13 protein-coding genes are annotated in these 15,697 nt (G+C 42.1%); 6 read left to right on the top strand and 7 right to left on the bottom strand.

Features of this window, described 5'->3' with window-relative positions; translation table 11 throughout:
• Positions 1 to 19: 19 nt before the first annotated feature.
• The 4 genes from ACLCDV_RS11150 (at position 20) to ACLCDV_RS11135 (ending at position 3,035) form a co-directional block, all read left to right on the top strand.
• Positions 20 to 1,120 carry a S41 family peptidase gene (locus ACLCDV_RS11150; RefSeq protein ID WP_411973717.1) on the top strand — a complete coding sequence of 367 codons (1,101 nt, stop codon included), beginning with the start codon at positions 20 to 22 and terminating at the stop codon, positions 1,118 to 1,120.
• A gap of 201 nt (positions 1,121 to 1,321) precedes the next feature.
• Positions 1,322 to 1,573 (top strand): hypothetical protein, encoded by a 252-nt coding sequence (locus tag ACLCDV_RS11145; RefSeq protein ID WP_411973716.1) that lies wholly within the window; start codon positions 1,322 to 1,324, stop codon positions 1,571 to 1,573.
• A gap of 669 nt (positions 1,574 to 2,242) precedes the next feature.
• Positions 2,243 to 2,434 (top strand): cold-shock protein, encoded by a 192-nt coding sequence (locus ACLCDV_RS11140; protein WP_411973715.1) that lies wholly within the window; start codon positions 2,243 to 2,245, stop codon positions 2,432 to 2,434.
• A 241-nt stretch (positions 2,435 to 2,675) separates the two neighbouring features.
• Positions 2,676 to 3,035, top strand: coding sequence for a response regulator (locus ACLCDV_RS11135; protein ID WP_411973714.1), 360 nt, complete (start codon positions 2,676 to 2,678; stop codon positions 3,033 to 3,035).
• Between the two features lie 93 nt (positions 3,036 to 3,128).
• Here the strand turns inward: ACLCDV_RS11135 and ACLCDV_RS11130 are convergent, their stop codons facing one another.
• Entirely contained in the window at positions 3,129 to 3,560 is a 432-nt protein-coding gene (locus ACLCDV_RS11130) for a MarR family winged helix-turn-helix transcriptional regulator (protein ID WP_411973713.1), read from the bottom strand.
• Positions 3,561 to 3,608: 48 nt separating this feature from the next.
• Between ACLCDV_RS11130 and ACLCDV_RS11125 the strand changes: the two genes are divergently transcribed.
• Positions 3,609 to 5,867 (top strand): ATP-binding cassette domain-containing protein, encoded by a 2,259-nt coding sequence (locus tag ACLCDV_RS11125; protein WP_411973712.1) that lies wholly within the window; start codon positions 3,609 to 3,611, stop codon positions 5,865 to 5,867.
• Positions 5,868 to 5,978: 111 nt separating this feature from the next.
• Here the strand turns inward: ACLCDV_RS11125 and ACLCDV_RS11120 are convergent, their stop codons facing one another.
• Positions 5,979 to 6,869 carry a helix-turn-helix domain-containing protein gene (locus tag ACLCDV_RS11120; protein ID WP_411973711.1) on the bottom strand — a complete coding sequence of 297 codons (891 nt, stop codon included), beginning with the start codon at positions 6,867 to 6,869 and terminating at the stop codon, positions 5,979 to 5,981.
• Between the two features lie 50 nt (positions 6,870 to 6,919).
• Positions 6,920 to 7,744: an SDR family NAD(P)-dependent oxidoreductase gene (locus ACLCDV_RS11115; protein WP_411973710.1), complete on the bottom strand. Its 825-nt coding sequence runs from the start codon at positions 7,742 to 7,744 to the stop codon at positions 6,920 to 6,922.
• Positions 7,745 to 8,072: 328 nt separating this feature from the next.
• On the opposite strand from ACLCDV_RS11115, the gene ACLCDV_RS11110 reads away from it, so the two are divergent.
• The gene (locus tag ACLCDV_RS11110) at positions 8,073 to 8,213 is read left to right on the top strand and encodes a hypothetical protein (RefSeq protein ID WP_411973709.1); all 141 of its coding nucleotides are present in this window, start codon (positions 8,073 to 8,075) and stop codon (positions 8,211 to 8,213) included.
• A gap of 60 nt (positions 8,214 to 8,273) precedes the next feature.
• Here ACLCDV_RS11110 and ACLCDV_RS11105 read toward each other — a convergent pair whose 3' ends face one another.
• The 4 genes from ACLCDV_RS11105 to ACLCDV_RS11090 are packed head-to-tail and all read right to left on the bottom strand — an operon-like array spanning position 8,274 to position 15,625.
• Positions 8,274 to 8,984, bottom strand: coding sequence for a DUF4998 domain-containing protein (locus ACLCDV_RS11105; protein WP_411973708.1), 711 nt, complete (start codon positions 8,982 to 8,984; stop codon positions 8,274 to 8,276).
• A gap of 32 nt (positions 8,985 to 9,016) precedes the next feature.
• The gene (locus tag ACLCDV_RS11100; protein WP_411973707.1) at positions 9,017 to 10,300 is read right to left on the bottom strand and encodes a DUF5000 domain-containing lipoprotein; all 1,284 of its coding nucleotides are present in this window, start codon (positions 10,298 to 10,300) and stop codon (positions 9,017 to 9,019) included.
• A 16-nt stretch (positions 10,301 to 10,316) separates the two neighbouring features.
• Complete coding sequence (locus ACLCDV_RS11095) at positions 10,317 to 12,221, bottom strand: RagB/SusD family nutrient uptake outer membrane protein (RefSeq protein ID WP_411973706.1); 1,905 nt, start codon at positions 12,219 to 12,221, stop codon at positions 10,317 to 10,319.
• A 2-nt stretch (positions 12,222 to 12,223) separates the two neighbouring features.
• The gene (locus ACLCDV_RS11090; protein ID WP_411973705.1) at positions 12,224 to 15,625 is read right to left on the bottom strand and encodes a TonB-dependent receptor; all 3,402 of its coding nucleotides are present in this window, start codon (positions 15,623 to 15,625) and stop codon (positions 12,224 to 12,226) included.
• Positions 15,626 to 15,697: the final 72 nt, after the last annotated feature.

Below are 15,697 nucleotides of genomic sequence, written 5' to 3'. Positions count from 1 at the left end.
ATTATTAACAATTTTGATTATGCACCTGAACACACGCGTCCTATTTTTATGGCTATTGCTAAGCTTACCTATTTTAAATTTCGCTCAAAACTGCAATTGTGAATCCAATTTTTTGTGGGTAAAAAAAACGTTTGAAGAGAATGATGCCGGTTTTCAATACATCATCAGCAAAAAGGGCCGGGATGCCTATGAATTGCACAATAAAATGTATCTCGAAAAAGTTAAACACTTGTCCAATAATCAGGAATGTGCTACATTACTCAATCAATGGATCCGTTTCTTTCGTAATGGACATATCGGCGTAAATTATATTGGAAAAACAAAGAAAGGCGAAAAGGTTACCGAACAAAAAAAGCAGCTTATTGAAAAGGATCTAAATCCATTAAACGCCACAAAGCCATTATTCGAAAAAATAAATGAAAACACGGTTTACCTCCGAATTCCTGATTTTGAAATATCCGAAAAAAAAGCAATTGACAGCCTTATATTGGCCAACCGAGCAACCATCTTATCGACCGAAAATTTTATTATTGACGTTAGAAATAATCCAGGCGGAAGTGATGCGAGTTATAGTAGCCTTATCCCCTTCTTATACACGCAGCCGATTAGAACCGTAGGTGCATTATTTTATTCGACAGATTTAAATAATCAACGCATGTTGGAGCTGAGTCAAAACCCCGATTTTGACGAGGAGTCTAAAAAAACGTTCAAAAACTACTACGAAAAATTGCAGGCCAATAAAGGTGAGTATGTCGATTTATTCAATAAAAAAGTAAACATAACCAAGATGGATACCATTCAGCCTTATCCCAAGAACATAGGGATCGTTATCAATGAAAATAATGGGAGCACGACAGAGCAATTTCTATTGACCGCCATGCAAAGTAAAAAGGTAAAATTGTACGGTAGAACAACCAAAGGAATGCTTGATATCTCTAATGTAAATATCGTTACATCACCCTGTGGCGATATTGAACTGTACTATGGATTATCTAAAAGTTATCGTATTCCAGACTTCCCTGTAGACGACATCGGATTACAACCTGACGTATTTATTGATAAAACCATTAATCCTTCCAATTGGCTAAATTTTGTGCGCGACCATCTCAATGGAAAATAAGATTAAGATAAAAAGTTTAGTTACATTTATTTTTTTTTGCAATCTGCATCACAGCGGATATTCCCGGCGCTAAACTTTTCAATTTTAGCGCCGGATCCATAAAAGAAGCTACATTTCTATTAAAATTGTCCGCAAGTCTACCAGGTTATCATTTAAACTTAGTACATCCTGTTTCGTATTTTTTTCGTATATTATCTCACTATGAAAATAGTAGACATCACAAAAGACACTTTAATCAGTGCTCAGAAAGAAGGATTTACCGTATTAATCACCAAATTTAATTCAGATCCGTTAAACCCAACCTGGATTGTCGACAAGGTTGAAAAAGACAAAATAGAAGCTAACAAAAAGACACTGAGTGAAAGCTACCAGCTATGCTATTCCCTTAACGAAGCTATTCTGACGATTGATAATCGTCCCTTTATCGGAAAATTACAGTTAAGCCATTCATAGCGTTTGATCAAGGTATAATCCCATGCGCAATCAATAGCATGCATTGTTTCAAAATACCGTTGAGCTAACGTATAACAAAGCAGGATAACAATAAAAACATGCGTAAGAATTATTAAAGCATCATATTTTTTTTAACCTAGCGGACCAAACTATCCTTAAGTTTGGTCCGCTTCTTATTTCTGCATTTCTAACTCATTCAATCGCCTAGTGGCCTGAACCAACCTTAAATTCTAAAACTACGCTTACATAACTTTCTCTACTGAATCATTGCGATCATCAAGTTGAAATGGCTCTGCAAGAAAAGCATCAGCTCCGCATTCGGCGGCAACTCTTTCGCCTCTAGTGCTTACTGACATTGGCAGAAGAAAATAAAAAACTTTGTTTTTCAATAATTTATAACTACATTTGAATAATAATCAGGCTTCTGCCACTACTTCTTCTGACACTTTTGAGTTTACTCTTTCTTCTCAGTCTTTGTTTTTCCAGCTGCTATTTTGTTATCAACATATAAAGTCAATTGCCTTTTTCAGATTGATAGTATCAATACGAAAAATTGCAAACTTCATTTTTTGTTGACAGATCGATTTATCCTTTACTAACGCGTATGGTTAAAGGAAAGGTATGCTGCAAAAGCGTTCTAATAAATACATAATTTAATACATATATACAATGCAACAAGGAACAGTAAAATTCTTTAATGACACCAAAGGTTTTGGTTTTATTACACCAACAGATGGCGGTCAAGATGTTTTCGTACACTCGTCAGGTTTAATCAATCATTTACGTGAAAACGATACTGTAACATTCGATCTAGAAAACGGTAAAAAGGGCATTAACGCAGTTAATGTGCGAATAGCATAATTAGGTAGGAAGTTTAAAAACTTCTTTAAGTTAAGTTCAGCAGATAACATTCATGTTATCTGTTTTTTTTTTGTTAAAAAATTAGCCAAAAACGACGACCTAAGCGCCCTAATAGTCTACATTGCAATCAGCTCTTGGATAGCCTCACTTTTGTTCTGTTTCTTCGAACTGAAAATTGCGCGCTCCCCTGTTCTTTGTACTCGCTTTTTTTTCTATATTTATCCGATAAATTTCAAAAGAAATGACAAAAAAGAAGGCTGTAGTTATTCAAGATAATGAAGATATCTTGAATATCATGGATGAGGTCTTAGTTGATGAGGGTTTTGATGTGATTCCATCGCTTACGACTGAACCAATTGAAGAGCTTGCAGATATTGACCCCGACATTCTTATTGTGGATGACCATATTAAAGGAAGTAAAAAGGGATCCGAAGTGATCAAGGAACTCAAAGCTGATCCAGATACCGAAGAGCTTCCATCTGTCCTGACATCGACAGATAGCGATATTGCAAAAACCGCCGACGAATGTAAAGCCGACGACTTTATTGAAAAGCCATTTGATTTAGATCATATGATCGATGTGGTTAAAAGAAATAGTTAAAACAGCATAAATATACCTGACCTACTCAGCGCTTCAAAAGGGACTATAATTGAAACGCAAGTTAAAAGACGAAGTTAATGATTCATGATTTTCTCAGCATGTCGGGGTTGAGCAGGCCATCAACACCTTATTAAGCATTTCAGTCAGCTTATTTAAATCCTCTTCCGTCAAGCTTTTCGCAGCTTCTTTGGCCACTGCTTCCCTAAAATTCTCCGAATTATCAATAATGAACCGGCCTTTATCCGTTACACTTAAGTTGAAAATCCTGCGGTCGGCCGAGGACTGTTGCTGTTCGACGAGATCATGCGCAATTAAAAATTTGAGCTGCTTGGAAACAGCAGGCGGACTTATGTTAAACGCCTGTGCAATCTGCTTGACGATACAATGATCGTGGCGGTAAATATATTCGATGATATTATAGTGCGTAGCCGTTACACCATTGATGTCGCCCCTATTCATATTTGCTAAGATGAAGCATTGTAAATCGGTAAACACTTCATAAAATTTCTGTTCGGTTTTGTTCATCGCCAACAAAATAGTTAACTTAGTTAATAATTACCAAAGTTAATGATTATGGAACATATTCACATCATACATGCCCGACAAAATAATCTCAAGAATATTTCTCTCCAGATCGCCAAGAAAAAGATTACCGTTTTTACAGGGGTCTCCGGATCGGGCAAGTCGTCTTTGGTCTTCGAAACCATAGGTGCTGAGGCCCAAAGGCAGTTCAGCGAAACACAGGGCAGTTTTATCCGAAACCGGCTGCAACACATCGGCGTTCCCGATGTGGACAAAATAGACAACCTGAATGTCCCTATCATTATCAATCAAAAACGATTGGGCGGCAATGCACGCTCGACCGTAGGAACGGCTACCGACATATATGCTTCCTTACGCCTGCTTTTCTCGCGCATGGGGACACCCTTTGTAGGCTATTCAAGCGCTTTTTCATTCAATAATCCACTAGGCATGTGCAAGGCCTGTGAAGGACTGGGCATTGTGCAGACCATTGATGTAGATCGCCTTATTGATAAACAAAAATCGTTGAACGAGGGAGCTATCCGATTTCCCACCTTCCAACCGGGCGGCTGGCGCCTGACGCGCTACACCCAGTCAGGCTATTTTGACAACAATAAAAAACTGAACGACTACACGCCGCAGGAATGGGAGCTGCTTTTGCATGCAGCCGAACACAGACCCAAACATCCCGATCCGGAATGGGGAAAAACGGTCCAATATGAGGGTATTATCCCCCGCATTGAAAAAGCATTCCTCAAGAAGCAGTCTAAGGAAATCATGAGCCGAAAAGAGGCTTTAAACACGATTATCGTTACCCAAACTTGTCCCCTATGTCAGGGAAAACGGTTGAATGATACAATTCTGTCCTGTAAAATAGCAGGCCAAAGCATCGCCGACTGTACCGCCCTTTCGATCGATGAGCTGTTGGAATTTATTACATCATTACCATCCAACGCTTTTGATGTTATTCTGACCGAACTGAAAAAGAAACTGCAGCATATCGTCAACATCGGCTTACAGTATTTGACCCTGGACAGAAGAACAGATACGCTGTCAGGCGGAGAAAGCCAGCGCATCAAAATGGTCCGAAACCTGGGGAGCAGCCTAACGGATTTACTTTATATTTTTGACGAGCCGAGCATCGGACTACATCCGATGGATTTACAGAATATCGCAGCGATTATTAAACAGCTGCGGGATAAAGGCAATACCGTTTTACTCGTTGAGCACGACCCCGATTTGATCCGCATAGCCGACCATGTGATCGATATGGGGCCAGAATCGGGAAAAAACGGCGGCGAAATTGTCTATAAGGGCACGGTTGCGGGACTAAAAACATCCACCGGAAAAACAGGCTTGTACTTTGCCAAACGGCCTCAAATTAATCATAAACCACGATCGGCAAAGGGATACCTGGAAATCGAGCATGCCAATCTGCATAATCTGAAAGACATCGATGTAAGCATTCCCCAAAAGGTGATGACCGTCGTTACGGGCGTGGCGGGATCGGGCAAGAGCACACTGATCAACAAAGTGCTGCCCCAATTTTATCCCGAAGCCACCATTATCGACCAGTCGTTATTTTCAACGGGCGCACGCTCCAATCTATTGACCTACCTGGGCTTATCGGATGCGATACGCACCCTGTTTTCAAAAGCAAATCAGGTATCCGATAAGCTTTTTAGCCGGAATAGCCTCGGCGCCTGTGAAAACTGCAAAGGTATCGGGATCGAAAAAATTGATCTGGCCTTTATGGATGACATTGAACAGACCTGCGAGGTCTGTGGTGGCTCTGGCTTTAAGCCAGCGGTCTTAACCTATCATTACCATGATAAAAATATTGTTGCAGTGATGGATATGACTGTCGCAGAAGCCTATGATTTTTTCCCGGACAAACTCTACCGACAGTCGTTTGATATGTTACTCCAACTCGGCCTGGGCTATCTTACCTTAGGGCAACGCTCAGACAGTTTTTCGGGTGGTGAAAGACAGCGGCTCAAACTGATCAAAGAACTCAAGAATTCCAACAAGATTATCGTGCTGGATGAACCCAGCACCGGCTTACATCCAAACGATACCGAAAAGCTATTAAACTTTATCAATAACCTGGTGGACAACCACAATACGGTGATCGTTATCGAGCATAACCTCGATGTTATTGCCCAAGCGGACTGGATTATCGATGTTGGGCCCGGAGCCGGCAAGTATGGCGGAAATGTGGTGTTTACAGGTACCGTTTCCGATTTGCTCCATGATACGGTATCGGTAACGGCAGCCTGTTTACGGAGACATGTCCATTCCAAAAAGTGATTTTATAGGTAAAAAGCAGGTGGAAGCTCCCACCTGTTGCAGGATTGAAATAAAGAAAAAGCCCCAAGAAAATCGTTCATTTTCCTGTGACTTATAATACCTTACAACTTATCAGTTCAACTGGGACTTTCTAAACTCCAGGGGTTTCATCCCCGTCTGCTTTTTAAAAAGCCGGGTAAAATACGATGGATTTTCAAAGCCAAGTTCATAAGCAATTTCAGCAACACCTTTCTCCCCTAAGCGCAGTAAGTTCTTGGCTTCTGAGATCATAAAAATATGGATCAGCTCCATGGCCGTTTTGCCCGTTTCCTGTTTGAGCAGGTCACTGAGGTAGCGTGGCGACACAAAGAGCTGATCGGCCAGAAAGGCCACATTGGGCAGGCCGCTTTTTGCCAGCAGGCCCTGATTGACATAAGTCCGAAGCTGATCGTTAAACTTGGATGCTGTTTTGCCGATGACCTGCGCCCGATCGATAAACTGTCTTTTGTAATAGCGCTGCGCATATTTCAGGATGGAGGAAACATGGCTCAGCATAATTTCACGGCTGTATTCGTCCGGATTAGTATCGTATTCGTCCTGGATTTTTGCGTAGAGCTCCAAAATTAGCTGCTCCTCTTTCGGGGAAAGATGTAAGGCCTCGTTCACTTCATAATCGAAAAAACTGTATTTCTCAATTTCCTTGTAAAGTTCGTGGCCATGCAGGTAGTCTTCGTGGATCATCAACATATAGCCCTTTTCTTCGAACTCCAAGTTTTTCATCTCGATGATCTGCCGGGGTTTCGCGAAGAAGAGACAACCGTTATCGTGATCGTAGCGCGTACGCCCGTACATCAAATTGCCGGATTTAATCTTTTTAAATGCGATTACATAACAGTCGGCGGTAAATTCCCTATCCCCCAGTTTACAGTCCGAAAGACAGCCGACCAAGCTGAAGAGCGGATGCTGTGGCGCTTCCCAACGATTGCCCAGATGGAGTTCTGTCAGGGTTCTATAATGTTGCATCGGTTTTCATTTTATCAAAGTTAAAAAATATTCCAGCCGATTGGAGATTTTTAATGTCCATGCGCGGCTATGCTGACCTCTTTCCAGCCTTGGATCTCTTCGAGCCTTTGCGTATACACATCGTTAATGACCTGATAGGCAATTTTACCGAACAAAATGCGCTTGGGTGGATTTTCACTATCGATGATATTTAACACTGGCGCTACCGTAGCCTCGGGCTTGCCCCAGGTATCGGGATTATCGCCGGTCGCTGCAAAGGCAGCACGCACAGGCTCGTAGTCTGTAATATCCGAGGAAGTCTGGACCGCAGATGCTCCTGCCCAGTCTGTTGCAAAACCGTTGGGCTCAATCAAAGTTGTTTTAATGCCCAGGTGCGCCGTTTCCGAACCGATTGTTTCGATGAGCCCTTCTACGGCAAATTTTGACGCATTATATAAACCCAATAAAGGAATCGTGGTCAGGCCAAGAAAGCTGGAAACCTGAATAATGTGACCACTCTTCTGCGCTCGCATAATCGGCAATACCGCCTGCGCTACCCACAGTGATCCGAAAAAATTCGTTTCCATCTGATCACGCGCCTGCTGCTCGGATGTTTCTTCGGTGGTACCAAATAAGCCAAATCCGGCGTTGTTGATCAGCACATCGATGCGACCAAAATGGTCTTTGATCTTGTTAACAACTGAAAAAACATGTTCACGGTTGTTCACATCCAATTCCACTGCTAAGAGACTGTCGCCATAGACGGCTTTCAAATCAGCAAGAGCAGCGATATTTCTTGCCGAGGCAGCAACTTTGTCGCCGCGTTGAAGTAAGGCCTCAGCCCATAATTTTCCAAATCCTTTGGAAGCTCCTGTTATAAAAACTATTTTGCTCATCGTTTTATTTTTTGTTTATCCAAAATTACCGCTATTGGTGCGGGTAGACTAACTCATTTGAGCTGAAGAATAGCACAGAATTACGGCGCTGTCATTTTGTAGCATCTGCAGGTAAAAAGCGGTCAGCAGCAGCACAACGCCCACCAGCAGCACCTTTTTCCATACCTGATCATGAGACGCAAGGCCAACACCGAAGAAATGATAAAAAGGATACCTGGCAGTACAACATAGAGGGCAGCGTCAAGCGCAGAAACAGTCCAAATTGACTGTGCTAGAAAGTCCATAATGAAGGGAGAGAATTTGCACCACACCAAAATAACCGCTATTGGTGTACCATATACAAGCCACTTTTGGGTTGGTGGGAAAAAGAAAATTAGCAGGTGCCGTTGCTGTGATGGTCAAAGCAGCCGAGGAAAACGAGGATCAATCTTTTGAGAGCACAACACATGTGCGGGATGAAGCTGATTAATATAAAAACAGATGGGGGACTTTTAGCCCCCCATCATCTTATACATTATTATCTGAAACACTAATAATTGACCACAATCTCATTTGTTTTGAAACTATCCAAAGAAAACATTGTCTTTTTGTAATAGCTGACAAAGGAAATATTTCCCTTAGGCTTGATATCAATGGGAAATTCAACCGCAAAATCCAAGGGAGCCAAAAAAATGGAATCACGCGCACCATTCGATTTATCAAAATAAATCGTTGTCCCTTGTAGCGGTGAGAAGCCACTGCCTACAGTCTCTACAAAAAATACGGCTTGCTTTCGACCGTTTGGAGAGGTCGTAAAATTACTGAATACCCTATTGAGACTTAAAACCGTTGCACCATAACGTTCCCCCTCCACAGATGTTGTCGCTGTAACCGCTTTGGAACTATCTCCTTCGGCACTAAATCCCCGAGTATTTACGGTATAACGGGTTTCTTTCAGTTTGTCCAGAACGATATTTTTTTCTTTACCAATTTCCGAAGCCGCAATCGCGTAATAAAGCGTATCCTTTAGCGCATTTAAGTCGTTGGTTACCACCAGTCGTATCTTCTTGATTTTTGGGTCGGTACTTAAACGCAGATGAACCTGAGCTCTGCCATTACCAGGATATATTGCCAACGAATCTACTGCTCCCGGATAGTAACGCTCTGCATTCTCGAGGTAGGCCTTATAGTAGTGGTCTTCCTTCTTACAAGAAATAAGCCCTGCTATAAGAACACATATATATACTATTTTTCTTTTCATAATTTCATGCATTAGTCTTAAACAATCTCTCATTAACGTTGTCCCCATAATGTGATCTCAGACATGATAATCGCAGAAGGATTTTTGTCTGAAGCTTCAATACCATTCCATGTGCTCAATACCTTGATTCGGATATAGCGATTCTTATAACGAGTGTCTGTAGGGTTGACATCTGGAAAATCCCATTCTTCCCCTTGTTTTACATAATTTTTGTCTTCTGTTGTGGCTGCTTGTCCAAAGGGTAAACCCGATGGCCTAACGCTTTCGAACGTCCCTAACAAAAACCATTTATCAAAACTCGGATCATTCATATCCGGATTGTTCGATCCCCATACCTGGAATTTCTTGACATGAGTAGTCGTGTACGCTCCGCTCAAATCAGACAGTCTCGGCCAGGTTTTAATACGACTTAAGATAGCTGGCACACCAAGATCAATTGAGAATGAAAAAGGGATTGGCGTCGATGCAAACCATGCCTCATCCCCATGCACTGTCATCTTATTATCCCATAAGGTCTTATACTTCAAACTACGTCCACCGTAAGTCGCATTAAAAGTATCCCAATCACCACCGATGGCACCGACTGCGATTTGGGTCAACTGCCAGGTATCTTTCGGAATCAATATCTCCTCCAATGGTGCTAACTCCTTCACAATAGTATCCGAATTATTGCGCCATTTGTCCTGAATAAATACACCGAATGTACTCAAACCTTCAGATATCCCACGTACACGTAAGGTCTGCGCTTCCAGACTTGTATACGCTGTATCAATATTTTTCCAGTTGTTTTCCGCATCTTTTTTCATGACAACGACCACCAGCGGCTGCTTCTCTTTATTGTCAATATAAATATTGACTCCACCATAGGTAGAATTAAACTTTGAATCACCTTTCAGGCTCGCTGAGATTAATCGATTATAAGGCGTAGAAACATCTACTGTAACAACGACAGGTTTGGATGCCACCTCACCGACACTGATGGAGTAGAGTTCGACATCATATTTACCAGCGACCGAAAAGCCTTCCACACGAAGGGAATCCTTGTATTGTGTGGATTTAGTCTCTACACGACTACCGTTATTCAACACATAAACCGCTTTTACATAGCGGAAATCTCTATCTGTAGGAAGATCATATTTAATAACTGCCCCGCCAGCCAACGAATAGGTGCGCACATTTGTTACCTGTCCGGATACGCCCCCTTCTTTAATAGGCTGTATACCCACATCTTCCTTACAGGCCTGAAAAAGAGCGATAAAGAACACAACTAAGCTTAAAAGCCTAAGCAATTTCCTGTTTTTATACAATAAGTTCATATTCATTATTTTAAAACTACCATCCATAATTTTGAACCATTTTGGGATTTCTACGCAATTCCGCGCGACTGATCGGCCAAAAATAATCGCGTTCTGTAAAGCTTGGGGAATAGAATACCACTTGCCTGTAATAAAGGTTGGGATTTTGCTGATTAACATCACAACCCACCACTTCTTTGCTCAATTCCTCTGTTGCGTCTTTCCAACGGCGCAGATCCCAAAAACGTTTGCCCTCAAAAGCAAGTTCGATTGTGCGCTCATCTTTAATAATTTTCCGTAACCCCTCCTTTGTCGAAGGACGACTCGGGTAAATCGAATATTCCTGCCAGGAAACTTCGACCCCTTTGAGCCCTGCCCTTGCACGTACTTTGTCAATATAAGATATGGCTTCGGCTGTTGGGCCATTCGCTTCATTCAATGCTTCAGCATACAACAAGTAAAGATCAGCCAAACGAATTACCGGTGCAATGAAAGATACAATACTCATTGAATTGGATGCGCCGAACGTATTTTCATAGTTCACATATTTTTTAACTCCATATCCCGTTACATTATAGTAAGTACCATTATTTATCCCCACATTTCCTCCTAGCCGATAAAAGGTACTAAACGCTGCAGCTTCTGTAGCATTGCTCCGCATAAAATAACGGCCACCATCGAATGATATATTCCCATAAAAACGCGGTTCTCGGTCGAGGTGCAGGCGAATAGTCTGATTGTTGAGCGCAACGTCATACTGGTATTTGGTATTTGTAACATTAACCACCTCAAAACGTTGACTGTAGGGATATGTTTTATCCTCTTCGATAGGCACCCCATTGGCACTATAATATTTATTGACCATGTTCTGACTGGCTGAAAGAAAAGTACGAATACTTGCATTCGACTGCGTATTAGCATCCCAGCCGCGCGGCATATAAGACAACTGAACATCGCTTCCGATCAGGTTATTGGAGTAAAACCAAAGCCCTTCTGTATTATCCTTATTTTGGCTAAAAGCTAATCTGGAACTCAATTGAGCTATTGCTTCCGGACGGGTTATATTAACTCCCGGAGGCGCCTGCCAAACAAACAACGATTTTCCGCCCTGTTCCGCTGCTTCAATCGCTTCCCGACACGCATTGGCGGCTTTGGTCCATTTCTCGGCCGAAAAAGTAGTATTAAAGAGCTGCTTTCCGTTTTGGTTCTTAAGCATAGCCAGCTGCGACTGGTTGCCATTGAATAGTGGGCTTGCCGCATAAACCAGTACTTCCGCTTTTATGGCCTTTGCCGCGATGCGGTTAACACGTCCCATTTCAGCATTCATATCGACAACATTGGGGTCAAGAAATTCCATGGCGCCATCAATCGTTTTAACAATATATTCAAATACATCGTCTACAGGTTGTCTCTCCACAGCATAATTTTCCAAATCCGAGCCCACAGGGATAAATTTGTCTACAATAGGAATTGGCCCATAACGCTTCAACAATTCATAATGGTAAAAAGCCTTCAAAAAGGTAGCCTCAGCCTTCCATTTATCTCGCTCTTCAACAGGCATGTCTGGAACTTTACCTATACTATCTATAAATATATTGCAATCCGATATCCCGCGCCAAAGGCTGGAGGTACCATCCCATTCATTCAGCAAAGGGCTATCGGCATTCTGTGCAGCACGAAGAATATTCTTACCAGCAGATGCGATCTGTTCGTTTGTCCATATTTCACCAGCTCCCATGATTGCCGGATTACTGTTGTATCCACTAAAATTGGGCATAGCGTTATAGCAGGTGGCCAAATAACGTTCGGCCATTACCCTACTAGCAAAAGCATGTTCGAGTATCGGGACATTATCCGGTACCACATCTACATATTTACTGCAGGACATACCGATAAATACCGATAACACACCAATTAAATATTTTGTAATTCCTCTTTTCATAATTAAAAGCTTGCATTAATACCCAGGTTAAATACGCGTTGCAACGGATACCCCAATCCATTACCACCAAGTTCAGGATCCCACATTTTGAAACTACTGAATTTCAATAAATTAGTCCCACTCACATAGATTCTAAACCGTTGAAATTTATAGCGTTTGGCCATTTCCGGATTTAATTCAAATCCCAGCTCGACCTGTTTGAGGCGAAAGACATTTCCGTTACGCATCCAAAATGTACTTGTTTGCGTATTATTTGCCATCGGCGTTGTGCTTAGTCTCGGCCACAGCGCATAAGGATTTTGATTGCCTTCCGACCAATAGCTATCTGCCCACACCTGTAGCACAGCATTTGGCGCTGTTACACTGCCAAATGGTGCGGATCCAGCGTAAGTAGGATCAATAAATAGTGAGGTCTGTGCCATCCCTGAAAAAAAGAACGAAAAATCAAGACGCTTATAGCCTGTACTCAGACCAAAGCCATAATTGATTTCAGGTGTGGTTGGCAAGCCGATAGGCACCATATCATTGGAGTTAATGACGCCATCTTTATTAATATCCAAATATTTGATATCTCCGCCGAGTACCTGTTCGGAAAAAGTCTGAGAAGGGCTGTTGCGCACCTCATCATCGTCATTAAATAATCTTTCCGCAACATATCCTCTTTGCTGTGTCGCACTTAGGCCAATTCTACTTAAGTAGGGGTATTCATATTGAGGTTCTTCATAATTGACATATTTTCCTGTGGCGTAAGTAAACGTACCACGTGCCTGAAACCATAAATCAGAATTTACAGATTTCGAATAGTTCATCTCGGCATCGATACCCCGTGAGCTGTATTTGCCAACATTCGCCAAGATATTAGCAGAATACCCTGCTGTCGATGGAATAGAAGCTCGCGTCTGTACAATATTTGAACGCTTTTGATTAAAATAATCAACAGTCAATTTAAATGAATTTTTAAGAAGTCCAAGTTCCAGACCAAGATTAGATTGTTTGGAAATCTCCCAGGTGATATCGCTGTTCTGATATTGTCTGATATTTATTCCATTAACCGTTCTCCGAGTTTCGCCGGGCATTCCCCATGTATAGGATTGATTGGTCGAATTGAGATCAACATCTGAGAGATAGAAGAAACGAGAACTTGTAGCAGAAATCACATCGTTCCCCACCAGACCATGTGTAAACCTAAATTTAAGCAATGACACAACATCCCGGTAAGGTTCCATAAAGCTTTCATTCTGTACGTTCCAGGCTAGACCGGCAGAAGGAAAAAATCCCCAGCGGTGTTTGTCCGCAAATCGTTCTGAACCATTATATCCAAAATTAAATTCGGCAGAATACCGTTTATCAAAAGAATAGGTAAACCGTCCTGAGTAAGAAACGTTGCGATAGGGCAATGTATTCAGCAAAGAAGGAGTCCGGGTATCTGGTTCCACGCGGTCCTGAATTGCTGTTAGAAACATGCCACTTAATGTGTGCTTACCAAACGTACGGTCATAGAGGATCTGATTTTCCAGACGGAAAATGGCGGCATTGGTACGTTCTGCTGGACTATAATCCAGATATTCAGTTCCCTGCTCAGGATTAAGTGGGTTATAATACGGAGAATTGTTCGCATCGTAGCCCATAAATTCATAATAAAACGGTTTATACTGTCTATTTTCAGCAAAAAAAGAGTTACGTGTTATGTTAAGCATACCACGATAGCGAAGCCCCTCTGTCAGGAAATCCAACTTTTGGTTCAATTCGACAGAAAGCACGATATTGCTTCGTTTATAATTTTGATACCCCTTTACCACTTCTGCATAGGAGTTTAGATACCGTCCATCCTCTGCATTCCCAAACATTGGATGCCGGATATAAGACTGCTCAATCCCCGGTTTGTAAACCGGTTGAAAAAGGACTGGATTAGAGCGTAAGGCATACCTGAATGCATCAGCCCCTCCAACAATTGGGCCACTATAATCTTGAAGGTTGGCCAAAGCTCTTACTGCAAGTGTTGTAGACTTGGTTACATTGATATTGATGTTACTACGAAGGTTATACACTTTAAAATTCACATTGTTATTGAAGCTATTCAAAGGGTCGACTTTGATCAACCCAAAGTCTTGTGTCAAATTTCCACTGATATTATACTGCGCAATCTGGCTTCCACCCGTAATGTTTAGATTATAGTTCTGAGTATTAGTTTTTTCCTTAATCAACATCCCGAGCCAATCTACCGATGGAAATGCATAAGGATCATCTCCAATTTCGGTTCGTGCTATTTTTTCAGGCGAATATAGGTTTCGACGTTCTGTTAACGGATCCCGGGTCATGTAGGCCTCATTCTGCATTTTCATCCAGGTAACCGGATCAGCAATTTTCACTTTTTCTGTCGGAGCTGAAAGCCGCTGATCCACCCGGAAATTAAGGCGTGCCGGGCCTTCTTTTCCCATCTTCGTTGTAACAAGCAATACACCATTTGCTCCTCTAGATCCGTATACTGCTGCTGCAGCAGCATCCTTAAGCACCGAAAAGCTCTCAATATCATCCACGGGGATCCGCGCAAGGTCTGTCGACGTAACCTCCATATTATCGACCAAAATGAGGGGCGAATTATTCACACCAAAACTTCCGACACCACGGATAAAGAAGTCGGCATTGTCGAGCCCGGGTTCACCACTACGCTGAAAGGATATCATGCCCGCTACACGACCTTGCAGGGCTGTTGTCAAGTTGCTGCTACCGGTGCGTAGCTCCCGAGGTGAAACCGAGGTGACTGCACCGACGACACTCTCGCGTAAGGTCTTTTGTCCAAATGCAGTTACGACTACTTCGTCCACATAGGCCGAAGATTGCTCTAAGATAATGTCAATCTTGGTTCGGCCAGCAATTGGAGCTTCTTCGGTACGATAACCCACCATTTTGAATACCAGCACGTCGGTAGCGGGTACCTTTAGAATATAATTTCCGTTAAGGTCAGTCGTTGTGCCGACACTCGGCTTGCTCTTGAGAAAGATAGACACACCGGGTAGTATTCTTCCAACCGAGTCCTTAACGGAGCCCGTCACTTGTACATCACGCTGGATGGCTGCGTTTGCAAGCTCCTGTGGCTGATTTTTTTTATCCGATTTCGGCACGATAACAACTGTGCCTTCATACATCTGAAAGTCTAGCGGTTGGTTCTGCAACAATTGTTTTAAAGCATGCTCCAACGGTACTTTAGTCAAATTGATATTGACATTGGAAGCCTTCTTTAAGGTCGCTTCCTTATAAATAAAACGAAAGCCCGTCTGAGCCTTAATTGCTCCCAAGGCATTTTCCATTGTTGAATTGTTCAATTTAAGGCTAACTTTTTGGGCCAGACCTTTTGAAACTGCACTCAACGTCCCCATAATTACGAGAAATACAGTAAGTTTCATGGTTAGTAGTGTTTTTAACAGCATATGGCTACGCCATCTGGCAAATAGATTTTGCCATATATACTTAAATTC

This window comes from Sphingobacterium sp. Lzh-3, from assembly GCF_046764375.1.
Lineage (GTDB): Bacteria > Bacteroidota > Bacteroidia > Sphingobacteriales > Sphingobacteriaceae > Sphingobacterium.
This window is presented reverse-complemented; position numbering and strand designations above follow the sequence as displayed.